This window comes from Arthrobacter sp. GAS37 (genome assembly GCF_044908325.1).
In the GTDB taxonomy this organism is placed as follows: Bacteria; Actinomycetota; Actinomycetes; order Actinomycetales; family Micrococcaceae; genus Arthrobacter; species Arthrobacter ramosus.
Window position 1 is genome coordinate 86168 of the sequence record NZ_JBIYDB010000012.1, and the last position, 23028, is coordinate 109195.

Sequence of the window (23028 nt, forward strand, 5' to 3'; positions counted from 1 at the left end):
GGTTACTTTCCCTGGAGGGCTTGCTCTGCGGTGCGCGCAGCAAAAGTGGAGCCACGCACGATGAGTTGTGAACTGAGGTGGACGGCCTCCGTTGCGGTGGGCTTTCCGGCCATCTGCTCGAGGAGGAGCTCAAGGCTGAGGGCGCCGCTTCGGTCAATGGGTACGCGGACAGACGTAAGTCCGGGTTCTGCCGCGGCGGCGATGTCGAGGTCGTCGATGCCGACAACGCTGATGTCCTCCGGGCAGTGGTAGCCGAGGGTCCGGGCGCCGGCGAGCATGCCGATGGCGACCAGATCGTTGTACGCAATAACTGCGGTGGCGCCGCTGGCGACTACCGAAGCCGCCGCGGCCAGTCCGCCGTCGACCGTTGCATTCTGGTTCCCCACGGTCACCAGTTCGATGCCCCAGTCGGCGCAGAAGCGGGTGATCGCTGCACTGCGCTGGCCGTTGGCCCATGACGACGCGGGTCCAGGAATGTAGGCCAGCTTGCGGTGGCCGAGGGCGTAGAGATGCTCGACGGCTTGGCGGATTCCCTCGCCGGCCTCCATGAGCACCCGTGCGGCGTGCTCGGCCTCGCCATTGATGACAACCAGCGGTGCGCTACCCGCGAGATGGTGAATCTCCGCGGAAGGCAGGCGGGGCGAGCAAAGGATGATGCCGTCCACGCCGGTGGAGAAGGATTCGAGGTGGGCGCGTTCCCGCGAGGAGGATTCCGAGGTGTCAGCGAGGACCATCCGGTGGCGGCCGTGCCATGCCTGGTCCTGGATGGCTTTGATGAGGGCAGCGAAAACGGCGTTGGAAATGTCCGGGACGATGACGCCGAATGTTCGGCTGCCCGTGACTCCGGGTACGTCGTAACCCAATTGCTCGGCCGCGGACATGACCTTCTGCCGCGTTTCGGCTGCCAGGCGACCGGGGTCTCCGAATGCCCGCGACGCCGTTGCCAGGGACACCCCTGCCAGCTTTGCGACATCCGTGAGTTTTGCCGACATCTGTCCTCCAGTTGCTTCGTTGAAACCTTGTCCTGCAAGTATGGAAAGACTTGTACAAGTTTGTCAATGGCTTGCACAAGGTTGTTGGGACTGCCGGGTTGCCTGGACCCGTTGAGCGTCGCGTAGCCGCGGAGTAGGGTGGCCCCACCCACCTCGCACCACCATTTGAGGAGCGACCATGTCACATCGCAAACTTCGACTGGCCACCATGACGGCAGTACTCGCGCTGAGCGTGACGAGCGGCGCCGTCGCCAACCCCGCCTTTGCCGATCCGCGCCAGACTGAAAAGACCGCCACCGCCACCGGATACGGCGGCGCGGTCAGCACCGTAGACCCTGAAGCATCCGCTACCGCCATCGAGGTCCTCCGCAAGGGCGGCAACGCAGCCGACGCCGCCGTCGCCGCCGCCGCGACGCTGGGCGTGACCGAACCGTACAGTGCCGGGATCGGTGGTGGCGGCTACTTCGTGTTCTACAACGCGAAGACCGGCAAGATCGGCACCATCGACGGGCGCGAGACCGCCCCGGCGGCGATGCCGCATGACGCGTTCATCGATCCCGCCACGGGGAAGCCGTACAACTTCACCCCCGAACTCGTCACCAGCGGGGTCTCTGTAGGCGTCCCCGGCACGGCGGCCACCTGGGAGCGCGCACTGGAACGCTGGGGTACGTTGAGCCTTGGCGACGCCCTCCAGCCTGCCATCAAGGTCGCGACCCGCGGCTTCGTCGTCGACCCGACTTTCCGCCAACAGACACTCGACAACAAGCTCCGCTTCGCGGCGTTCAGCTCCACCAGCAAGCTGTACCTACCGGGAGGCGACGCACCCGCCGTCGGCAGCATCTTCCAGAACCACGACCTCGCCGCGACGTACCGGCTTCTCGCGAAGCAGGGCACCCAGGCCTTTTACAGCGGTCCGCTCGCAGCCGAGATCGCGGCAACTGTCGAGGCCCCGCCCAAGACCGCCACCACCACGCTGCCCATCCCCGTGGGGCACATGACCACAGCCGACCTCGCCGCGTACGAGCCCCTGGACCAAGCGCCCACCCACGTCGACTACCGCGGCCTCGACGTCTACGGCATGGCGCCGTCGAGCAGCGGGGGTACCACGGTAGGCGAGGCGCTGAACATCCTGGACACCGTCAACCTTTCGGAGATGTCCAAGCCAACTGCCCTGCACCACTACCTCGAGGCGAGCGCGCTCGCCTTCGCCGACCGTGGAAAGTACGTGGGCGACCCTGCGTTCGTCGACGTTCCCACCGCCGCGCTCACTGACCCGCTGTTCGGCAAGGAGCGCGCCTGCAAGATCGACCCACAGCACGCGGCCACGAAGCCCGTCGCGCCGGGAGATGTGTCCACGTACGACGGCGTGTGCCCGGTTTCCGCGGCGGCACTCGCCGACGGGAAGGACACCGAAAACATCTCGACGACCAACATGACAGTCGCTGACCAGTGGGGGAACGTGGTCGAATACACGCTCACCATCGAGCAGACCGGCGGATCAGGCATCGTGGTGCCGGGACGCGGGTTCCTGCTCAACAACGAGATGACCGATTTCTCGGCCGTTTACAGCGCGAGCGACCCCAATCGAATCGATCCCGGCAAGCGCCCACGCTCTTCGATGTCCCCGACCATCATCCTCAAGGATGGCAAGCCGTTCCTCGCTCTCGGCTCGCCCGGCGGATCGACGATCATCACCACGGTGCTGCAGACCATCTTGAACAGGGTGGACCTGGGCATGAGCATTTCCGACGCGATCGCTGCACCGCGCGCCTCTCAACGGAACACGGCAACGGTCACGGCCGAACCGGAGTTCATCACGGCGTACGGGAGCCAACTCACACCATATGGCCACCGGTTCACGCCATCCGGCGACGCTTTCACTTCGGCGGCCGAGATCGGTGCCGCAACCGCGATCGAGTTCAGGCCGAACGGGCGCATGATCGCGGCCGCCGAGCCGGTCAGACGCGGCGGCGGCTCGGCGATGGTGCTGAAACCGTCGCCATGAGATGTGTATGGACAAGGGCGGTTCTTTACCGCCGCAAAGGTGGGCCGGAGCTGAATCCAGAGGGCAAGCATGGTGTCCGAGTCGCTGAGAGCGCCGTGGTGCTGACGTCCGGGGCAGCGCTGGGGTAACTTGTCCCCATGGCTACCGAAGCAATCACCCTCACCGTTGATGGGCCGAACGGTTCCCGGGAAATGCGGATCTCCAGTCCCAGCCGGATTCTCTGGCCGGAGTTGGGCCTGACCAAGCTGGACCTCGCGCATTACATTGCTGATGTCGGGGAAGCATTCCTAGCGGCGAACGGTGACCGGCCGGTCTCGCTGCAGCGCTTTTCGGACAACATCGACGGAGAACAGTTCTTCTCCAAGAATCCGCCGAAAGGAACCCCGGACTTTGTCCGGTCGGTAAAGGTGATCTATCCGAGTGCGCGCTCGCATCCCCAATTGGTCCTCGACGAGCCGGCCGCGGCAGTGTGGGCCGTCCAGATGAATACGGTGGTCTTTCATCCTTGGCCGTCACGTGCCGAAAACACGGACAACCCCGACCAGTTGCGGATCGATCTGGACCCGCAGCCCGGAACAGATTTCGACGACGCGATTCCCGCCGCGCTTGAGCTGAAGAACGTACTTGCCGAGGCCGGGCTGACCACCTTTATCAAGACCTCAGGAAACCGGGGACTTCATGTCTACGCCCCGATTGAACCCTCGCATGAGTTCCTGGACGTCCGGCATGCCGTGATTGCCGCCGCACGGGAGCTCGAGCGGCGGATGCCGGACAAGGTCAGCACGGCTTGGTGGAAGGAAGAACGAGGCGAACGGGTGTTCGTGGACTTCAACCAGGCCAACCGCGACCGCACGATAGCCGGCGCCTACAGCCCGCGCGCGCTCGCTCATGCTCCGGTCTCATGTCCAATCACTTGGGAGGAACTGGAAACTGCCGACCCGAAGAACTTCACGATCCTCACCGTGCCCGGAAGGCTTAAATCCGTGGGGGACCCTTGGGGTGACATGAACTCCAAAGCAGGGAAAATTGACGTCCTGCTTCAATGGTGGGAACGCGACGTCGGCGCCGGGCTCGGGGAGTTGCCGTTCCCGCCGGACTACCCGAAGATGCCGGGCGAACCACCGCGTGTACAGCCAAGTCGAGCGCGCAAGCACGACTGACTGACGGGCCGGGAAGGTGGCCTCGGCAGACAATGAGTGGGAGAATTAGGGCTGGACCAAAACGGCCGGCGGCGCATCTTGCCTGCTGAGACCCAGGTGAGTCCCCCAGTGCGCCGTCGGTCCTGACGTTGCCGAACTCTTACGCCGCGCCGGTCCATCTGGGCGCGGTTGCCGCGCGCCGGAGTTCCTTGGCGCGGGTGCGGAATCCGTCGGACGCCTTGCGCGGTTCGTCGCATGCCTGGGCACCTGCACCGTGGGGGATTGCGCTCGGACGAACGGTCGAGGCCGGTTCGCGTGCGCCCGCAGCCGGGCAAAGGTCGGTGACCAGTCCCATGCCTGCGCACTCCCGCGCAGCGGCGATGCCGGCGACAACCGAGGGCTTGTCTTCGAACGGCGTCGAAACAGCGATGACGACTCCGTCAGGTGATTTGAGGCGGAACCTGAAAAAGGACTCCCCGTCAACAAACACTTCAAATATGCCGGCCACTGCTACCTCCCGGTTTGCGGATCCTGCGCCGTAGCGACTTCACTACGAGCGGGACGGAGCATCACTGCATTCCTCGTCCGCTGCTCTGGTTGAACAACCACCGTGAATCGTCTTTCACGTGATATTCAGTCTGTGCTGACTCCGTTGACGCTAACAAGACCGCGTGAGTAAACCCTGTGTAAAACGTGTGCAACACCCGGTTCCCCGACCAAAGCGGGGGGTGCCCGCTATACCGAGCGAATGCCCGGATTGACAGGCAAACCGAGATCTTCGCGGGCGGTCCTTTGCGAGCGAAGGAGCCTAGGGTTGAAATAGCCGGAGCAAAGGACGACGCCTGGCGCCGTCGACAACGCTGCTGGCGCTAAGCCTTGCGGACATCCAGCTAGATCTCAACGTCTGTTGCACCGGTTCGGTTCTATGAAGATCACTGCGCAATCATGGTCCGGTTTTCTGATCAGCATCATCGCCCTGTTTGACCCGAACCGACGCCCGAAAGGCAGCAATGGCCGAAATGCACCTTAAGGAACAATGGAACCGACTCGATCCGGTCACCCAGCAGTGGTTCATGGACAATCCGGGATGCGTGATCGTGCCCCGCACAATCACGGCCACGATCAACGGGGAGACCGACGAAAACGCCGAGGTTGACCTGCACGGCGGAACCTTACTCACGGAAGAAGACAGGGCGTTCATCCAGGCCAAAGCCCGCCAAGAAGCCCCCGTTTACCGATTCTTTGACTCAATCGGGCCCTAGCCGACCGTGCCTACCGGGGCCGGTTGCCCCCCCGAATCGCAGCGGCGCAGCAACTCAATTGCCACTCGCCCGGTTCATCAGGTGCTCGAGCAGCGCCAGTTCCGGGAATCCAGGATGTCGGGCAATGCTGGACCTCAGTTTTGCCCGGAGGTGTTCACCGCTCGGTTCGGTTCCGCTGAGGACTTCGTCGATGATGTCCTGCGCTTGCTCACGCAGGCCCGCCAGGCTGTCACTGTCGTCCCCGGGAACCAGAACAGGTTCCGGCTCGACAAATGGGTCTTCAGAGTCCAAAGGTTCCGACACTGCCAGCTCCTGATATTTCATCCCGGCAAGTCCCAGCTGAGTCCGGAATTCGCCCCCATCCACTCTAGATAGTAATGAGGGCGCCCGGATTGTTCATCGCTTGCGGATCAGAACGATGAAAATGGCTTCGAAACGACGGTTTGTGACGCGAATGCTTTTGCGGATGGCCGGGCCTTTCCTTGGGGTGCCAACCATCCAGCGTGGTCGCCTAGGAGAACCTGCCCGGGCGGAAGGTGGAGAGCATGGGGTGCTTGCTTCCCGTGAAGATCTCACCCGCCAGCAGTTCGCCGACGATGAGTCCGAGCGTGGCTCCGGAGTGAGTGAAGGCGACATAGCAGCCCGGCACTTGACTGATTTCGCCGAGCACCGGTTCACCGTCGCCCGGAATGGGCTTGTAGCCGATCTTCCAGGAGGCCGGCTTGAGCTCGGGGTTGCCGGCGATGAGTTTTGACGCTTCGTCAGCGAGTTCCTGGACGATGCCATCAGGGATGCTGAAGGAACCGTCCTCGTGCTCGGTGATGTGCTCCTCGTACCAGTCGTGGTCGAGCGCAAAGGTGTTTCCTGGGTTTGGCCGGATGGCTGCGCGGGGGGTGTTCATGACGGCTCTCACCTCGTGGTCTACAGGCTTGGTCAGCACGAGCATGGAGACGGGGGAGCCGTTGGGGATGTCGACGCCGAGGGGTGCGACGACGGCAGGCGTGGCGGCACCGCAAGCCACCAGGACGGCGTCGGCCCGGTAGCTTTCGCCGCCGACGGTCTCGACGCCGGTCGCACGGCCGCCTTCGACCGTGACGGAAGCCTTGCCGGAGTTGAGGACAAGCCGGCCACCGCGGGCGTGGAATTCTTCCATGAGGAATTCGATCAGGTCCGGCAGGCTGACCCAGCCTTCGCCGGGGTTGAAAATGGCGCAATCCCGCACTGCGCTTGCATTGATGCCGGGGGTGGCGAACTCAATCTCTTCAGGTGCCAGCAGCTTGGAGTCGTACCCGACGGACTTCTCGTAAGCGTGGCGAGCTTCCGTGACGGCTTGCTGTCCGGCGGCGTTCCACATGAGGCCGCCGCCGAATTGCAGCCATTCACGGTTGGGATCCGGGGCGAATAATGTACGGTAACGGTCGACCCCGGCGAGGCGCAGCTGGTGGTAAGGGGTGGAGCGTTCTCCCGCGGAGTTGAGCCAGGACAGCGAGCGGCCGCTGGCCTCGCTCGCGAGGCCCTTTTCGGTCAGCAGGACAACTGAGGCGCCTTCGCGGAGCAGGTGGACCGCTGTGGAGACTCCGAGGATCCCGCCGCCGATGACGACGACGTGTTTGGTAGGGGGCGTGGAGGACATGGCTCTCCCTTTCTTTGGGGTGTGGTTGTTGGCCGCGCGGGGCGGACGATGGCATAGCTGGAAGATCTACCTACGCGAAGGCGTGGATTCTTTCGATGACTTTGAGGGTTTCAAGTGATTCCGCGGGGTCCACGGGCAACGGCCCGTCCCCCCGAATCGCGGCCGCGAGTTCGGCATAGAACCGGGGGTAGGCACCGGTTTGAGCAGGCACGGACTCTGGGTCTCCGTCAGTCCCCAGGACGCCCCATGAAGTTACGGGGTCAACGCCATAGGCGGGATCCGACGGCGACAGGCCGGCTGCGAGGGCCGCCTCCTGGCTGTCCAGTCCCCACTTGGTGTAGCCGGCCTTCGAACCCAGGACGTGGAACCGCGGTCCTGCCTGGGCAGCCATGCCGTTCATCCATAGCCTGGACCGCACTCCCGAGGTGTGGAGCAGCGACACGAAGGCCTCAGTATCGGCGCCCGCCGGGTGTTGTCCGTGATTTGCGGTTTCGCCGTAGCAATCTTCAACCGGACCGAACAGCTGGATGGCCTGGTCGATCAAGTGGGCGCCGAGATCATGGAGGATGCCGCCGCCTTCGGCCACGGACGCGCTGTCACGCCAATTGCCGAAGCCTTCGGGGCGCCACCACTCGAATCGAGATTCGAAGCTTCGGACCTCGCCCAGCGCACCTTCCCGCATGACGTTCCGGAGTGTCAGGAAATCGGCGTCCCACCGGCGGTTCTGGAATACCGTCAGCCGCACTCCGGCGTCGGACGCCCTGGCGATGAGCTCTTCCCCGTGAGCCGACGTTGTGGCGAAGGGCTTGTCCACCACCACGTCGAGACCATTGGCGATCGCAGTCGCGGCGAGATCGAAGTGGGTGAGCGGGGGAGTGCCGAGGACCACGAGGTCCAGGCCCGGGGCCAGCAGGAAAAGCGCTTCCGGGGTGGGGACAATCCGCGCGCCGGGGTAAAGTCTTGCCGCTTCCGCGGCACGCTGCGGATCTGCCGTGACGATGACGTCAAGGGAGTAGCCGGGGTCTGCGGCGATCAGGGGCGCATGGAAGACCTTTCCGGAAACCCCGAATCCGACGACGGCCGTGCGGATGGGTGCGGGGGCAGGGTTCGGCATTACAACACTTCCGAGAGGAATCGTTGGAGCCGTTCGCTGCGGGGGTTGTCGAAAAGCTCTGCGGGGGTGCCTGACTCCACGACTTCTCCTTCGTCCATGAACACCACTTGGTCAGCGACCTTCCGGGCAAAGCCCATTTCGTGGGTGACAACCAGCATGGTCATGCCGCGCCGTCCCAGGCCGGCCATGAGGTTCAGTACGCCTTTGACGAGCTCGGGGTCCAGGGCGCTCGTGGCTTCGTCGAAGAGCATGACCTCGGGTTCCATAGCCAGTGCCCGGGCGATGGCGACGCGCTGTTGCTGGCCGCCGGAGAGATCGCGGGGGCGATGGTCCGCGCGTTCGGCGAGCCCCACTTCGGCGAGGCTTCGCCGGGCACGTTCCCTGGCTGCGGCCTTGGACATTCCCTTCACGCTCCAGAGCGCCAGGGCCACGTTCTCGAGGGCGGTGTGGTCTGGGAAAAGGTTGAAGTGCTGGAACACCATGCCGATGCGGCTGCGCAGGATGTCCGGTTTGACCGTGAGTGCGCTTTCACCGGCCAGGAGGACGTCGCCGCTCTTGGGTTCGTGGAGCCGGTTGACGCCCCGGAGCAGGGTCGACTTGCCGGATCCGGAGGGGCCGATGATGCAGGTGGTGGTGCCGGGAGCCACGTTCAGGCTGACGTTGCGCAGCACCTCGATGTCCCCGTACGCCATGGTCAGGTTCCTTAGCTCCAGGCTGGAACCGTGGAACGTCTGGACACCGGCGGCGGTGTTGTTGGTGCTGGTGCTGGCGCTCATGTGTTGCTCCCGGTGATCAGCGGCGATGCCGCGTCGAGTTCTGTGACTTCCTTCAGGCCGCTGCTCGGCGCGCTCGGACGACGGCGGCCCGTGCGGAAGCGGCTGTCGAAGTAGTTCACGAGGTGGGTCAGCGGGACGGTGATGACGAGGTAGAACACGCCGGCCATGACCAGCGGTGAGAGGTTTCCGGAGAGAACTGCGGCGTCCTGGCCCACCCGGAAGAGCTCGCGTTCGCTGACCAGCAGGCCGAGGAAGTACACCAGCGAGGAGTCCTTGACGATGGCGATGAACTGGTTCACCAAGGCCGGCAACACCCGGCGGATGCCTTGCGGCACCACCACGAGCCGCATCGACTTGGCGTAACTCATGCCCAGGGCTCGGCACGCCTCGCCCTGGCCTTTATCGACGCTTTGGATACCGGCGCGGAAGATCTCACCGATGTAGGCGCTGGCGATGAGGCTCAGCGCGATAATGCCGAGCGGGTAGGGGGAGGGGCCGAAGATCGACTGGCTTAGCCGGGCGAAGCCTTGGCCGATCAGCAGGATGGTGAGGATGGCCGGGAGGCCCCTGAACAGATCGGTGTAGATGCGGGCAGGGACGCGCAGCCAGGCCGAGGATGAGATCCCCATGACGGCAACTGCCATGCCCAGTGCGACGCCAATGATCGTGGCGGAGACCGAAATGATCAGGGTGTTCAGCAGGCCGACGCCGATCAGTTGCGGCAAGACTTCGGCCATCGCGCCGAAATCGAAGAATGTACGTGTGATGGTGCTTAACCAGTCCATGGTTTGCTCTCAGACTTAGGTGGCTGCCGGGCGGGCGGACCGCGAATGGTCCGCCCGCCCACCAGACGGTTGGGCTACTTGCTGGGCGCCGGGCTGGCGGTCTGCTCAGCCTTGGGCAGGTATTGCGTAGGCATCGGCGATCCCGGGAACCACTTCTGGTAGAGCTTCTCCCACGTGCCGTCTTCCATCGCCGCGGCCAGTCCCTTGTTCAGTGCATCCTTGAGGGCCGTCTTGTCCTTGGCCAGCGCGAAGCCGGCCGGTGCGTCAAACGAGGGAATATCGGCGGCGCTGACCAGGCCGAACTGCTGTTCATAGGACTTGGCGGCCTCGTAGTCAAGGAAGTGGGCGTCAGCCGAACCGCTGTTCACGGCCGAGATCGCGGAGTTGTTGTCCGGGAAGCGCACCAGGTTCGCGGTGGGGAAGTTCTTCACCGCGTAGGCTTCCTGCAGGGTGCCCTGGACCACGCCAAGCCGCTTGCCCGCGAGGCCGCCGACATCCTTGATGCCCGAGGACTTGGTCGTCAGGACGGTCAGGTATCCGGCAAGGTAGCCGTTGGAGAAGTCCACGGTCTGCTTGCGCTTGTCCGTGATGCCGATGGCCGCGACCCCGACGTCGAACTGGCCGTTTGCGACCGCCGGCAGGATCGCCGAGAAGTCCTGTCCGGTGAAGACGACCTTGTCCACACCTGCGCGGTGCGCGACATCCTTGAACAGTTCGACGTCGAAACCTGTGAAGTTTCCGGTGGCGTCCGTGAACGTGTAAGGCTTGGCATCTCCCAGGCTGGCCACGCGGATGGTGCCGGGTTCTATGAGGCCATACGGGTTTCCAGCAGTCGACGACGAGGCAGGGGTCGATCCGCCACACCCGCTCAGTGCCAGGAGGGCTGCGACAGCAGCCGCGACGATCACCCCGGGGCGGAAGTTCAGTCGTTTAGTCACAGCAAATTTTCCAATCATGAGAAGCGGTAAGCGGCTTGAAGCCTTTCGGGATTCCTCTTGTTGAGTCCGGTCTCAGTGGCTAGGATTGAGACCGGACTCACAAGGGGTTGCAAAAAATGTAACCCAAACCACACAGGCCGTCAAGGCCCCTTCGGAAGGCACGCATGAGCAGCAACAGTTCGAGGCGGCGCGAGATTACAGTCGCCGACGTCGCGAAAGCGGCACAAGTGTCCAAGGCCCAGGCCGCGCGGGCACTGGGAAATTACGGGGCCGTCAGTGAAGAAGTGCGGGGCCGGGTTCTTGCGGCGGCCGAGGAGCTTTCCTACAGGCCCAACGAGCTGGCCCGCAGCATGAACACGGGGAAATCCAACACGATCGGGGTCGTCGTGGGCGACATCGAAAACCCGCACTTCGGACTGGCGACGAGGGGCATCACGGACACCGCCAAGAAGAGCGGCTACAACGTCATCCTGATCAACACCGACGAGGAACTCACGGCAGAAATCGAGGCGGTCCACGTCCTGCTCGACAAGCGCGTGGACGGACTGATCGTCGCCCCCGCGTCGTCCATTGAAACAGAACATTTACAGTACGTTCACGAAACCGGACGGCCCTTGGTGCTCCTGGACCGAAAGGCCGAGGGGCTGGACGTGGAGACCGTCGCGGTGAGCATGGCCGGGATTTCCTACGAGTCCACCCGGTATCTCCTCGAGGCCGGCCACCGCCGGATTGCGTTCATCTCCACCCTCAAAACCGACTCCCCGTACCGGGCCGGAATGGCGCTGGACTCCTCGCAGATCTCCGAGCGCCTGGAGGGCATGCAGCGCGCCTTCACGGAAAGCGGACTGACCTTTTCCGAAGACCAGGTGAGGCTCAACGCCGGCGACGCGGATTCCATCCGGACCATTACCCGCGGGCTTCTACTCATGCCGGAGCCGGCCACCGCCATTGTGGCGTCCGACGGCCTCATAGCACTCAGCGTCGTCGAAGCCATCCAGGAACTTGGCCTCTCAATCCCCGACGACGTCTCATTCCTGATGTATGACGACTTTTCCTGGACACGCCTGACCAGCCCCCCGCTGACCGTCATCGCCCAGCCCGTGTACGAAATGGGTGTGGCCGCTGCCAGTGCCCTGATCCGGCAAATCGAGGGCCGAAAGCCCGCGGCCGACGGACCTGAATTTTCCGCCCGGCTGATCCGGCGGGGATCGGTCGCAACACCGCGCACCGCGAGAGTCTAGATTCGTTCAGCAAGCGACGACGGCGGACGTGCGGGTGTGCGGTGCTGGCGGTCGCGGTGTTGCGGCCTCAGTCCATGACTAGGTCGCGCGCGGCGGCGGCAATGTGGCGTGCGGAAATACCTGCGGCGTTGAGCAGGTCCTTGGGTTCGCCGGAACCCGGCAGTTCCCTTACGGCAAGCAGTGCCAGATGGAGTTTCGGAGTGTTGGCACTCGCGAGGGCCTCGAGGACGGCCGAGCCGATGCCGCCCTGTGCGTAGTGGTCTTCTGCGACAACAATCCGGCCATCGGTTTCGAGGCACGTCCGGCGCAGGGTATCGACGTCGATCGGCTTGATGGAATAGAGGTCGACGACACGGGCTTTGATTCCCGACTGCGCCAGTTGCTCGGCGGCTTCGAGGCATTCGTGGAGTGTGATTCCCGCGCCGATAAGCGCCACTTGGTCATCGGCGCTGGCTCCGTGGACCTTGCTTCCGCCAAGGGGGAACTGTTCGTCCGGCCCGTAAATCACGGGATAGGCTCCGCGGGTGGCCCGCAGATAGGAGATTCCGGGCGTGTCTGCCATGGCGCTCACAAGCTGCGCTGTGGACGGGGCGTCGGACGGATAGAGCACCGTGGAACTGTGCACCGCCCGCATAGCGGCAATGTCTTCCAAGGCCATTTGCGAAGGACCATCCTGCCCGATTTCAACACCCGCATGCGTGCCGACGAGCCGGATATTCACTTCTGAGACTCCCGCCATGCGGATAAAGTCGAATGGCCGCGAAACCAGGAAAGCCGCGAAACTTGAGGCGAAGGCCACGTAGCCGCGGACCGAGAGGCCGATGGCGGCGGCGACGAGTTGCTGCTCGGCAATGAAAATTTCGAAATACCGCCCAGGGGCCACCTCCTTGAATTCCCCGGCGTGGGTCGAATTCCCCACCTCACCGTCCAGGACCACCACTTCGGGGCGGTCCGCAAGGGCGGACACGGCGGCGCCAAAGGCGGCCCTGGTCGCCACCTTGTCGCCAACCTTCCAATCCGGAAGTGTGACGGCAACGTGAGCGTCCGGCGTGATTGCCGGGGTGCCGGACTCCGGGGGACGGGTGGTCACGTGGACGCTGCTTGGCCCTCCAAGGGCTGCTATGGCTTTCTCGGCCATGTCCGCCGGGAGCGCTTTGCCGTGCCAGCCGTTCTGGTCTTCGATCTCAGGTACCCCTTTGCCCTTGATCGTCTTGGCCAGAATGGCGGTCGGCTTATCAGGTTCGCTCCGGGCCCGGCTGAGGGCGTCGTCGATCTGTCCAAGGTCATGTCCGTCGATGATGAGGGCCCGGGCCCCGAAAGCCTCAACCCGCCTGGCGTAGGCGTCCATATCCCACTGAAGTTCGGTAGGGCCGTCCTGGCCAAGCCGGTTGACGTCCACGACGGCGGTGAGGTTGCCGAGCTTGTAGTAGGCCGCCTTGTCGAGGGCCTCCCAGATGGACCCTTCTGCTAGCTCGCTGTCTCCGCACAACACCCAGGTATGGAAGGGCAGCTTGTCCAGGTAACGCCCTGCGAGGCTTACCCCGACGGCGACCGGCAGCCCCTGTCCGAGCGAGCCGGTAGCCACATCGACCCAAGGGAGAACCGGGGTCGGGTGGCCCTGAAGCCGGGCACCGAACTGACGGTAGGTGTTTAGCAGCTCATCTTCCTCGACGACGCCCACGGCCCGATACATGGAGTACAGAAGCGGTGAAGCATGTCCCTTGGAGAAAATGAGGTGGTCGTTGTTCGGCAAGGCCGGATGTTCCCAGTCGTAGCGAAGGTGCCGCGTCAGGAGGACCGCCATGAGATCCGCGGCCGACAACGACGACGTCGGATGACCCGAGCCGGCGTTGGTGCTGCACCTGATGGAATCAACACGCAATTGCGTCGCCAGTGCGCGGATGGAATCCGATTCTTCGGCTTGCATCGGTGCAGGCCGCATTTCTGGATCTTTTGACATCTCAGTTGCCTTTCATATGCTCCGAGCGGGCGGCCTGCACTACGTGTCGGGCCTAGAAGATCGTGAGGGGCGGCTCTCCCAAGGGGCGCGAGGGCGGCGAGGGAAAGTCCGGGCCCGGCTCGGGGACCGGGGAAGGTCCCGGTTCGGGCAGCGGAACCGGCTCGGGCGTTCCTGGGCGCGGCCCGGGTTCGGGCTCCGGGCCAGGGGTCGGCACAGGTGTCGGCCCTGGCTCCGGCAACGGCACCGGCTCCGGCGTCGGGCTTGGGCCAGGCTCTCGGGTGGGGTCAGCGTCAGGGTCGCGTGTCGGGTCGGGAGGGAACTCGCTCATTGTTTGCTCCTCGAATCAAAATGAAGTCCGGGCGGACTTCCGTGGGGCCGGCCTGTTCGTGGCCGGCCCCACGGGGCTCAGCGGTCCGACGGACGCGGACGTGTTTGTGTGTCTGGGCCGGCTTCCGTAGCGGGCCAAGGTTCGCCGCCGCGTTCCACCGAAGGATCACGGGGCGTTTCTTCCGTGGTGTAGTCGCCTTCGATCCGCTCTGCGGGTAGATCCGTGACGCGCTCCGTGCCGTAGTCGCCCTCGGTGTACTGGCCGACGCGGGCCGCGTCGCCGCCGTCGGCCGCTTCCGTAGCCGCAGGGGCCGTCAAGTCAGGATCGACGGCGGGCAGTTCCGAAGTGTTAGCGGTACGGGATACTGCTGTCCCGGAGTCGTCGACATCGCCGGCTGCCACGGAGCCCCGCCAGCCGCCAGTCTCGTAGCCGCGCTCTTCGATGAATTTTTTGAACTTGTCGAGGTCGGCTGAAACCCGCATATCGTCGATGCCCACCAGCGAGCCGGCCTTTTCGGCAAAGCTCTCCGGCTCCCATTCGATTTCCACACTCACGCGGGTACGGTCCGCGCCAAGTGGCTCGAAGCTTACTGTGCCCGCGTTCCTCGGTCCGTCAATGCTGGCCCAGCTGACGAGTGAATCCGGGACCTGCTCAAGGATTTGGGCGTTGAAGTCGCGCTTGACGCCGCCCACGTTGGTGGAAAAATGCAGGGCGGTCTCGTCGATTTGTTCCACCGCTTCGACGCCCTTCATGAATTCCGGGAAAGACTCGAACTGGGTCCATTGGTTGTAAGCCACTGAAACGGGAACTTCTACGTCGATTGTTCGGTTAACGGTAGCCATGTTCGTGCTCCTTGCTTGGGCTTGTTCCTGCGGAGTTTGGTGGGTCGTTTGGGCGGTCTAGCCAGCGTCGAATGTTTCGCCGTCGTCGTCTTTCGGGGACTTATCCTCGGGCAGCCCTGTTGCATCGCCCTTCGGTTCGGACGAGAAAGAGCCCCCTGGCTTGCTTCCATCAGAGTTCGAGTCATCCAGTTCGGCATCGGCCGATGGCACCGCGGTTAATCCGTTGCGCCCGCCCGGATTCGCCTGCTCGGCCTCGCGTCCTGCGGTTTCCTGTTCGGGCGTCGGAGTTCCGTAGCCTCCGGCTTCCCCTTCCTCGGCTGCGTGCTGCTTGTCCATGTCCATGTCCAAACCGTCCTTTCCGTGCTGGTTGACTTGTTGAGGGAAAATCAAGGACCGGCTGCTAAAGGCCTTTCCGCCGGTGACCGGGAGAACGGCCTCAGCGATGCACGCCCTTTGGCCCCGGACGAGAAGGACGCCCGCCTTCTCTCGGCGCCTGCGTGAGCTTGCTTCCTCATCGAAACTAGTAGGCCGGACGGACTCTTGTCCATGGATTCGGGGAAATTGATCAGCAAACTTACTATGTTGATCGAAAAGGCCTACACTAGCTCGGTTTCTGGGCCGCGAACTAGGCCTGCGGCTCTGCCTTCCTGCGCCGGGGAGACCAGGAAAGCAGCGGGTACATCAGTACAATCGCCGCGAGAGCGACAAGAATGATGCCGCCGGCGGCGAGGCCAGCCTCGGGCCCCACGGCAACGCTGAAGATCAGTCCGGCGCATCCTGCGATCAGCAGGGATACACACGCCACGACGGCCTTGACGATCATGTCCCCTGCAGCTACCAGCCGGTACTTGACGTGATGCTGGAAGAGCCGCCGGTGCAGGCTGACCGGAACCAGCATGAGGCCGGTGGTCATGGTCGCCAGAACAACCAGCAGGAGAAACCACCACTTTTGCAGCTCGGTCAGGGTGCCGAATCGCTGCTGGAACGGAAGGGTTAGCAGAAACCCTCCGATAATTTGCACGCCTGTCTGGAGGACGCGTATCTCCTGGAGCAGCTCATTCCAGTTGCGGTCCATCCGCTGGTCTTCGGACTCATGCCTGGTGTCGGCTGCCGGCCCGGGGAGTGGAGGATCTTCCGGTCCGCTCACGACGGCCGCGGCAGTTCGCAACCTGCCACAGGGTTCAGTCCCATGTAGTTCAGAGGACCGGCAACAATATTCAGGCTGATTGTTGCCAACTGGGAACACTGCGCGGGAACTGCACTGAAGTAGCCACGTTGTCCGGCGGCTACCGCTCCAATTATGAGCCAGATCACCACGATCAGCCCGAAAATCGCCCCGAATCGCATGGCCTTCGACCAACCTCTCATCAATCCCGGATATCATCAGCTTACTTATTAAATGAGGTCGACCATAGGCTGGCAGGGCGGAAACTCACGGGCAAGGAGGTCTTCGTCTATTTCAATAACGACGGCGGCGGCAACGCGGTCCGTAACGCCCACACGCTCCGTTCCTTCCTCGGCAAGCACTAGGCGTGGCCTCCACGGTTGTTGGGTACCGTAGGTTCCATGGTTGAAACCAAGAAGGTCAAGATGCCATCTTCATCTCTCATGACCGTGATCTTGGCTTTTGCGGCAAATCTTCTTGTTGCCGCGGCAAAAACCGTCGCCGCCATACTTACCGGCTCCGCTTCGATGATCGCCGAGTCCGCCCACTCCTGGGCGGACACTGGAAACCAGATCTTCCTGCTGGTGGCCGAAAGGAGATCCTCGAAGAAGCGGGACGTGGCCCATCCGATGGGCTACGGCAGGGAAGCGTACGTGTGGTCGATGTTTGCCGCCTTTGGCTTGTTCACCGCCGGTGCTGTTGTGTCCGTGATGCACGGTGTCCAACAGCTTTTCGCACCGGAGCCCGCCGGTGATTTCGGGGTCGCCTATGTCGTCTTGGCGGTATCGTTCGTGCTCGAAGGGGCCTCGTTCATCCAAGCGTTCCGGCAGGCCCGCAAGTCGGCAAGGCAGCCTGAACGCCGCACCTTGGAGCAAGTGCTCAAGAGTTCAGATCCCACCATGCGTGCAGTCTTCGCGGAGGACAGTGCGGCGTTAGTAGGCCTGCTCATTGCCTTCTCGGGGATCTTCCTGCACCAGCTCACTGGATCGCCACTTCCGGATGCTCTCGGATCCATATTTGTCGGCATCCTTCTCGGTGTCATCGCGGTGGTGCTGATAGATCGCAATCGTCGCTTCCTCGTCGGTCAGGGCGTTACTCCGGAACTCGAGAAGTCGATGGCGATCAGGGTCATGGAACACCGGGAAATCGAGCGCCTGACGTATCTGCACCTGGAGTTTGTCGGGCCGCGCAAGCTGTACCTCGTGGCGGCTGTGGATATCACGGGCGACCTTCGGGAGCATGAAGTAGCCGTCGCACTGCGCCGTGTGGAACGGGAACTGGAGGACGAGGAGACCGTCGAGGAGGCGGTGCTGACCCTCGCCACCCCCGACGAGCCCTCGCTGTCCTTTGGTGTTCGGCGACAGTCGCCAGCCGTTGAGTAGATCAGCCGCGGCAATCCGCTTGAACCTCTGGGGAAAACAAGTACAGGCTACTCGTGCCATGCTTCACGCGAAGTTGTTGACTCAAGGGACCAGCATCCGCGTGCTGTCCGGGGACGCCGATCCCGGCTGGCCAACGACGGGTCGGCCGAACGATAGAACCGGCGCGCACCGGAAGCACAGTGAATTTCGAGGGGAGCTGCAATGAACGGCCAACTATGGATTTGGATCGTGGTGGCGATTGTGATCATCGCGGTGATCGTCGCCGTCGTCGCTTATGGGCGCCGTGCGAAGGACGCCGCTAACCGCAAGCGCGCTGCGGACCTCCGCGAGAAAGCCCGTGCCGACGCCCTCGGAGCTCATGAGCGCAGCGCTGAGGCCGCTCGAGCGGCGGCTGACGCCGCCCGTGCCGAGAACGAAGCGGAACGGTTGCACAAAGAGGCCGCGGACAAGCAGAAGGCCGCCGAGCGGGCCAACGAAGTCTCGCAGGACAGGCTACGTCGGGCAGAAGAGCTGGACCCCGACGCGGGCAACCGCCCGGACCCGAATGGTGACGGAAACCGGCGAGACCGCGACGATAACCAAGGCGACGAGGAGGGGCGCCGAGGTTCGAGATCTTAGTATTCGGATGATCAGGGCTTTGTCGATGCCGTGTCCGTAGTCTGGGACGAGGAGTGATCCGAGGCGAGATCTGGACGGTACATGGCGGCAACTTCGCTTCGAAGCCAAGGGCGGTTCAGCTGGCGAATCGACAGCACCGATCATGGAGGTGAACCCGCGTGGTGGATGCGGCACGGTCTGAGGTCCTTTCACTTATTGGCCTGGATCCTATCCGGTCCTATGTTGCGGAAGAGGTCGTCCGCGGCCCGCTGGTGCGCCAGGGAAATGTCCTGGGGGAGCGGATCGAGCTTTGGACGGATCGAGGGGATGTGGTCCCTTGCCTGTTCCTTAGGCCAATCGATGACGTTCATCAGGTGGGTGCCGTGGTGGCGGTCCACCAACACGCGGGAAACTATGCGCTGGGGAAGAGCGAGCTTGCCGGGCTTGAAGGTGACCCGCAGATGGCTTTCGCCGTCGAATTGGCCGAGTCCGGCCTTCCGACACTCGTCCCGGACCTCCTGGGATTCGAAGAGCGGCAGCGTGACGCCATTGACCCTCAGCTGGCTGAAAACCGCGACGCGGAGGATCTGCTCGCTGGTGGGTCAACGCTGCAGGGCGTCCACACCAGGGATATTGCCATGGCTACTTCGTGGCTCGAAGCTCGCGATGACGTGCGCGGACCGCTCGGGATTATCGGTCATTCCTTGGGCGGCCAGGTGGGGCTCTTCAATCTCGCCTGTGATCCGAGGCTGCGTGCCGGAGTTCTCAGTTGCGGGATCGGGACGCTTGAGTCCTTCGAACGAGAGGGCATTTCCCATAACCCGGCCTGGTTTGTGCCCGAACTTCGCAAAGCCGGCGACGTGCATCTGGTCGTCCAAGCCATCGAAAACCAACGTGTCCTAGTTGTCGCCGGACAGGACGATCCGCTGTTTCCGTTTCAGGACGTCCAGGGCCTCGTCAGTTCCTTCAGGGAAGGCGTGGCCGATTTCGTTCCCTTCGAAGGCGGCCACGCCTTTCCCGCCGTTCAGAGAAGACACGCCATTTCGTGGCTGAAGTCCCGCCTGACGGAAGCCCGATCAACGCCTTAGTCAGCCGTCACACTCCACCCGCACTGGGTGCGTCTTGAGGTTGCTCCGCCATTTCCTGCGTGGCAGCCCAGCTCGCGAGGAGACGCAGGGCGTCCTCCGAGGGGGAACCAGGTTCTGCAGGGTAGATGAACAGCGAGAGGCCGGTATCCGCTGACAATTCCATCGCCTCGAACAGCAGTCGGAGTTCGCCCACCACGGGGTGATGGAAATGCTTGAAACCGCTGTAGTGGCGGCGCACGTTATGCGCAGCCCAGCGAGTGCGGAATTCATCGCTGCGGGTGGAAAGCTCTCCTACGAGGTCGCTCAGCCAGCGGTCGAAGGGGTCGCGGCCAGCCTCGGTGCGCAGGATGGCCACCATATTGTTGGCAGCGAGTTCCCAATCCGGGAAGAACCGCCGGGCCCGCTCCTCATCCAGGAAAATGAAGCGCGCGTAATTGGCCGGCCGAACCGGGTTGACGTACATCTCCGAGTGCAATGCGTGGCCGAGCCTATTGGCGGCGAGGATGTCCATGCGTGCGTTACGGACAAATGCCGGCGCGTCAGTGATCGCGTCAAGAGCAAACTGGACGCTTGGTCGAAGATGTTGAGGCGCAGATCGACGCTGCCGCTTGCTTGTTCCGGCGGCGCGGGCCAGATCGAACAGATGTGCACGCTCAGCCTCGTCAAGGTGCAACGCCCTAGCCAATGCTTCCAGGACGCTTTCAGACACTCCCGCAAGGTTTCCGCGTTCGAGCCGGGTGTAATACTCAACACTTACCCCGGCCAGGGTTGCGACTTCTCCGCGGCGGAGCCCGGGTACTCGCCGGTTCCCTCCCGACGTCGGCAGCCCCGCCTGTTCGGGCGTGATCTTCGCACGCCGGGAAGCAAGGAAATCGCGGGCGTCGTTCCGGTTGTCCATGCGATCAACGATAGTGACCTTTCAGCGCCCTGAGGGAGTCCCTGCCAGTACCTCTATCAGAGGAAATTCTCCAGCGGCGGTGATGCCCCGACGTCGTCCTAGGCCCGGGCGTCGTCCTAGAAAATGTGGAAGTCGCCGGCGTCGGCGTTCGCGGACGGGTACACAACGGGTTCCCGTCCCAACTCAAGCAGGACGTCGTTGATGCTCATTTGCCCGTCGAGTTGGACGGCCGGGACGAAGGCGGTTTCGGATTCGACTTCAGCGGTCATGGATCGATCTTATGCGCGGCGAGGCCAACATCCATGATGAACACGCGACCTTCAGGGTAAGACGCCGGACGCTGTTTTGTGTTCCAGGATCACGGCTTCTGGGATGCGGCCGCGGAGGGGGAGAGGTCGGCTAGCGTGAGCGGATGTGTCGGAGCCGCCGGGAAAGGGCGGCTGATGGTCACACCAAGATCCGGATTGATGTGGACCAGCGCACCGCCGGGCAGCGCTCTCCACTCCGGGTTGTCATCCATCGGTTCGGTAGCGATGAGGACGTGTCCGGAACGGGCCAAATCCTTGCTGTGGGCGCGGATTCGGGAACTCCGTGCGTCCAGGGGAGCCGCTTCCTCGGACCGCACGGGCAACCGTTCCAGAATGTGCAGCTCATGCGTGTCCGGATACCTGACCGCCCAAACGTCGCTCGCCGTCGTCAGGATGAGGTTCAAGCTGAACACTGGCAACTCCTTGGCGATCCAGCTGATCGCTTGGGTGATACCTTCGCCGACGTCGCCATCTGCGCGTCTGCTCTCCGCGGTGACCAATGCGAAGAGGCGTTCACTGTCTGTCTGGCCCTTCACCAGATCCTCAACTCCGAACTCAGCCAGCCGCTGATCGAGCCGTTCAAGATCGCCGAAGGCGCCGTTGTGGGCGAACAACCTCCCGTCCTGCTCGAACGGGTGCGTGTTGACCATGGTGTGCGCGCCGGTACTGGCATACCGCACATGGGCCAGGAACGTCGTGCTCTTCAGGACCCTTGCCTCACGCGCGAAGGCGTGGTCCTCCCATGCGGCGAGCGGCTGTTTGGCGACATGGGCCTTACCGTCACCGTCAAAGGTGCCTATGCCGGCGCCGTCGGGCTCGCGCCGGCTCTGGTCAGCGAGGCTGTCCGGCGCGTCCAAAAGCCAGAAAGTGGCGCGGACTGCTTGCGAACCGGCATGCAAGCCGAACAATCGGCACATGGCACACATCCTTCTTTGAAGCGGCTGGAGTTGAAGGTGCTGGCTAGTGGTGGAACGCCTGGGTCTGCCCACCGGCGGGCATCGGTGAGGTGAGGCCGTCCAAGTAGGCGACTTCCTTCTTGAGATCGGCCAGGAAACTGGATGCGAGGTCTCGTGTGAAACCGTTGCGGACAACGATCCGTTGGACTGTGATCTCACTCAATCCCTCCGGCATGGGGTACGCGGGGACGAGCCATCCATTCATCCGCAGCCGTTCGGACAGATGATGAAGGCTCCAGTTCTCCGTGTAGCCGTCGGTGAGTTGCCAGGCAAAGACCGGGATGTCCGATCCGTCGCTCCACAAAGTAAACGGCTCCATCGCCCCTATTTCACTCGATAGGTAGAGCGCCACATCCCGGGAGGTTGCCTGAACGGATCTGTATCCCTCGTATCCGAGCCGGAGGAACAAGTAGTACTGAAGGAGGACCTGGGCGCCTGGGCGTGAGAAGTTCAGGGCGAAGCTCGGCATATTCCCACCCAGGTAGCTGACATGGAAGATCAGGTCCTCGGGGAGCGCTTGCTCGTCACGCCAAATGATCCAGCCAAGGCCGGGATAGACCAAGCCATACTTGTGGCCGGATGTGTTGATCGAGGCAACCCGCGGCAGACGGAAGTCCCAGACTGTCTCCCGTTGCAGGAAGGGCGCAACCATGGCTCCGGAGGCACCATCGACGTGGATCGGAACATCAAGGCCGCGCTTTTCCTGGATCTCGTCCAGCGCCGCCGAGATCTTTTCCACGGGTTCGTAGACCCCCGTGTAGGTCACGCCCATGATGGCTACAACGCCAATGGTGTTCTCGTCCACGTACTTGTCCAGTTCGTAGCCGTCCAGCATTTGGTGTTCCTTCGACACCGGCACGTACCGGGCCTCCACGTCCCAGTAGTTGCAGAACTTCTCCCAGCACACCTGCACCGCCGAGCTGAGGACCAGGTTGGGTTTGTCGGTGGAAAGGCCGGCCGCCCGCCGCGCATGCTGCCAGCGACGCTTCAAGGCCAGGCCGCCCAGCATGCATGCCTCGGAGGAACCGATCGTGGAGGTCCCCACGGACTTGGCGGGATCGGGCGCGTTCCACAAGTCTGCGAGCATCCGCCAGCAGCGGGTCTCGATCAAAGCCGTCTGGGGGTATTCGTCCTTGTCGATCATGTTCTTGTCGAACGTCTCGGCGTACAGTTTCGACGCCTCCGGTTCCATCCACGTTCCCACGAACGTGGCCAGGTTCAGGCGGGAGTTGCCGTCCAACATGGCTTCGTCGTGGACAACCTGATAGGCAGTCGAAGGAAGGGACTCGCTGTCCGGAATGGTGAACCGTGGAAAAATACTGGATTCTCCCGGTCGGCTGAACACCGGGTTCAATTCAACTGCAGTGTCGGGTTCATGGGCTGATGTTCGGTGTGACCTAATGATGGTTCGCTCCTTTGACTCGCCGCTGCGCCGGCCGTTGCTGTGGCATGGCCCGCCAAGGCCCCACGCTACCGTGGGCGGCCGCCGTGCCCAAGCCCTTCAAGCCGTCATCGCTCGAGTCGGCGCCAGTGACCATGCCTGCTTCACTCCATGGTGCCAAAGTGGCTCCTGGTGCATAATCGCAGGTGACGAAGCTCTCTCACAGCGAGCGTAGGAG

At 63.2% G+C, this 23028-nt stretch carries 23 protein-coding genes and 1 pseudogene; 8 read left to right on the plus strand and 16 right to left on the minus strand.

Translation table 11 applies throughout. The features are described from left to right. Positions 1 to 2 precede the first annotated feature (2 nt). The gene (locus ABH924_RS12205; protein ID WP_404499130.1) at positions 3 to 992 is read right to left on the minus strand and encodes a LacI family DNA-binding transcriptional regulator; all 990 of its coding nucleotides are present in this window, start codon (positions 990 to 992) and stop codon (positions 3 to 5) included. Between the two features lie 178 nt (positions 993 to 1170). Here ABH924_RS12205 and ggt point away from each other — a divergent pair, with 178 nt between their 5' ends. Together ggt and ligD are read left to right on the plus strand one after the other, a co-directional pair. Beyond that, a complete protein-coding gene (ggt, locus tag ABH924_RS12210) occupies positions 1171 to 2997 on the plus strand; it encodes a gamma-glutamyltransferase (RefSeq protein WP_404499132.1) in 1827 nt (608 codons plus the stop codon). A gap of 137 nt (positions 2998 to 3134) precedes the next feature. Beyond that, the gene (ligD, locus tag ABH924_RS12215) at positions 3135 to 4157 is read left to right on the plus strand and encodes a non-homologous end-joining DNA ligase (RefSeq protein WP_234753652.1); all 1023 of its coding nucleotides are present in this window, start codon (positions 3135 to 3137) and stop codon (positions 4155 to 4157) included. A gap of 139 nt (positions 4158 to 4296) precedes the next feature. Here the strand turns inward: ligD and ABH924_RS12220 are convergent, their stop codons facing one another. Next, the gene (locus tag ABH924_RS12220) at positions 4297 to 4644 is read right to left on the minus strand and encodes a DUF1508 domain-containing protein (RefSeq protein WP_234753651.1); all 348 of its coding nucleotides are present in this window, start codon (positions 4642 to 4644) and stop codon (positions 4297 to 4299) included. Between the two features lie 502 nt (positions 4645 to 5146). Here ABH924_RS12220 and ABH924_RS12225 point away from each other — a divergent pair. Further along, positions 5147 to 5398 carry a hypothetical protein gene (locus tag ABH924_RS12225; RefSeq protein WP_308193886.1) on the plus strand — a complete coding sequence of 84 codons (252 nt, stop codon included), beginning with the start codon at positions 5147 to 5149 and terminating at the stop codon, positions 5396 to 5398. A 54-nt stretch (positions 5399 to 5452) separates the two neighbouring features. On the opposite strand, the gene ABH924_RS12230 is transcribed toward ABH924_RS12225, so the two are convergent. The 6 genes from ABH924_RS12230 to ABH924_RS12255 all read right to left on the minus strand — a co-directional run bounded on the left by ABH924_RS12230 (position 5453) and on the right by ABH924_RS12255 (position 10644). Continuing rightward, positions 5453 to 5701: a hypothetical protein gene (locus tag ABH924_RS12230; protein ID WP_234753650.1), complete on the minus strand. Its 249-nt coding sequence runs from the start codon at positions 5699 to 5701 to the stop codon at positions 5453 to 5455. A 208-nt stretch (positions 5702 to 5909) separates the two neighbouring features. Beyond that, complete coding sequence (locus ABH924_RS12235; RefSeq protein ID WP_404499135.1) at positions 5910 to 7031, minus strand: NAD(P)/FAD-dependent oxidoreductase; 1122 nt, start codon at positions 7029 to 7031, stop codon at positions 5910 to 5912. 70 nt (positions 7032 to 7101) lie between these two features. Further along, the gene (locus tag ABH924_RS12240) at positions 7102 to 8145 is read right to left on the minus strand and encodes a Gfo/Idh/MocA family oxidoreductase (protein ID WP_404499137.1); all 1044 of its coding nucleotides are present in this window, start codon (positions 8143 to 8145) and stop codon (positions 7102 to 7104) included. Continuing rightward, entirely contained in the window at positions 8145 to 8921 is a 777-nt protein-coding gene (locus ABH924_RS12245) for an amino acid ABC transporter ATP-binding protein (RefSeq protein WP_404499139.1), read from the minus strand. Before ABH924_RS12245 ends, ABH924_RS12240 begins: the two co-directional genes overlap by 1 nt. After that, positions 8918 to 9706, minus strand: a complete 789-nt coding sequence (locus ABH924_RS12250; protein ID WP_404499141.1) for an amino acid ABC transporter permease — start codon at positions 9704 to 9706, stop codon at positions 8918 to 8920. Before ABH924_RS12250 ends, ABH924_RS12245 begins: the two co-directional genes overlap by 4 nt. 74 nt (positions 9707 to 9780) lie before the next feature. Continuing rightward, entirely contained in the window at positions 9781 to 10644 is an 864-nt protein-coding gene (locus ABH924_RS12255; protein ID WP_404499143.1) for an ABC transporter substrate-binding protein, read from the minus strand. Positions 10645 to 10808: 164 nt separating this feature from the next. Between ABH924_RS12255 and ABH924_RS12260 the strand changes: the two genes are divergently transcribed. Continuing rightward, entirely contained in the window at positions 10809 to 11885 is a 1077-nt protein-coding gene (locus ABH924_RS12260; RefSeq protein ID WP_404499145.1) for a LacI family DNA-binding transcriptional regulator, read from the plus strand. A 67-nt stretch (positions 11886 to 11952) separates the two neighbouring features. On the opposite strand, the gene ABH924_RS12265 is transcribed toward ABH924_RS12260, so the two are convergent. The 4 genes from ABH924_RS12265 to ABH924_RS12280 form a co-directional block, all read right to left on the minus strand. Further along, positions 11953 to 13845: a transketolase gene (locus ABH924_RS12265; RefSeq protein ID WP_404499147.1), complete on the minus strand. Its 1893-nt coding sequence runs from the start codon at positions 13843 to 13845 to the stop codon at positions 11953 to 11955. 405 nt (positions 13846 to 14250) lie between these two features. Next, positions 14251 to 15015, minus strand: a complete 765-nt coding sequence (locus ABH924_RS12270; protein ID WP_404499149.1) for an SRPBCC family protein — start codon at positions 15013 to 15015, stop codon at positions 14251 to 14253. A gap of 57 nt (positions 15016 to 15072) precedes the next feature. Continuing rightward, positions 15073 to 15351 (minus strand): hypothetical protein, encoded by a 279-nt coding sequence (locus tag ABH924_RS12275; protein ID WP_404499151.1) that lies wholly within the window; start codon positions 15349 to 15351, stop codon positions 15073 to 15075. A 289-nt stretch (positions 15352 to 15640) separates the two neighbouring features. After that, entirely contained in the window at positions 15641 to 16183 is a 543-nt protein-coding gene (locus ABH924_RS12280; protein WP_404499153.1) for a DUF6328 family protein, read from the minus strand. 269 nt (positions 16184 to 16452) lie between these two features. Here ABH924_RS12280 and ABH924_RS12285 point away from each other — a divergent pair. The 4 genes and pseudogenes from ABH924_RS12285 to ABH924_RS12300 all read left to right on the plus strand — a co-directional run. Then, positions 16453 to 16545: pseudogene (locus ABH924_RS12285) on the plus strand (DUF72 domain-containing protein); the annotation flags it as partial. 36 nt (positions 16546 to 16581) lie between these two features. Then, a complete protein-coding gene (locus ABH924_RS12290; RefSeq protein ID WP_404499155.1) occupies positions 16582 to 17562 on the plus strand; it encodes a cation diffusion facilitator family transporter in 981 nt (326 codons plus the stop codon). Between the two features lie 201 nt (positions 17563 to 17763). Next, positions 17764 to 18180 carry a hypothetical protein gene (locus ABH924_RS12295; RefSeq protein WP_404499157.1) on the plus strand — a complete coding sequence of 139 codons (417 nt, stop codon included), beginning with the start codon at positions 17764 to 17766 and terminating at the stop codon, positions 18178 to 18180. A 158-nt stretch (positions 18181 to 18338) separates the two neighbouring features. Next, positions 18339 to 19247, plus strand: a complete 909-nt coding sequence (locus ABH924_RS12300; protein ID WP_404499159.1) for a dienelactone hydrolase family protein — start codon at positions 18339 to 18341, stop codon at positions 19245 to 19247. Positions 19248 to 19254: 7 nt separating this feature from the next. Here ABH924_RS12300 and ABH924_RS12305 read toward each other — a convergent pair whose 3' ends face one another. From ABH924_RS12305 to ABH924_RS12320, 4 genes are all read right to left on the minus strand, one after another. Further along, positions 19255 to 20145, minus strand: a complete 891-nt coding sequence (locus ABH924_RS12305; protein ID WP_404499161.1) for a helix-turn-helix transcriptional regulator — start codon at positions 20143 to 20145, stop codon at positions 19255 to 19257. Positions 20146 to 20261: 116 nt separating this feature from the next. Then, the gene (locus ABH924_RS12310) at positions 20262 to 20414 is read right to left on the minus strand and encodes a hypothetical protein (protein ID WP_172465612.1); all 153 of its coding nucleotides are present in this window, start codon (positions 20412 to 20414) and stop codon (positions 20262 to 20264) included. Positions 20415 to 20503: 89 nt separating this feature from the next. Continuing rightward, entirely contained in the window at positions 20504 to 21370 is an 867-nt protein-coding gene (locus ABH924_RS12315) for a class II glutamine amidotransferase (protein WP_404499163.1), read from the minus strand. A gap of 43 nt (positions 21371 to 21413) precedes the next feature. Next, complete coding sequence (locus ABH924_RS12320; RefSeq protein ID WP_234753734.1) at positions 21414 to 22814, minus strand: glutamate decarboxylase; 1401 nt, start codon at positions 22812 to 22814, stop codon at positions 21414 to 21416. Between the last annotated feature and the right edge of the window lie 214 nt (positions 22815 to 23028).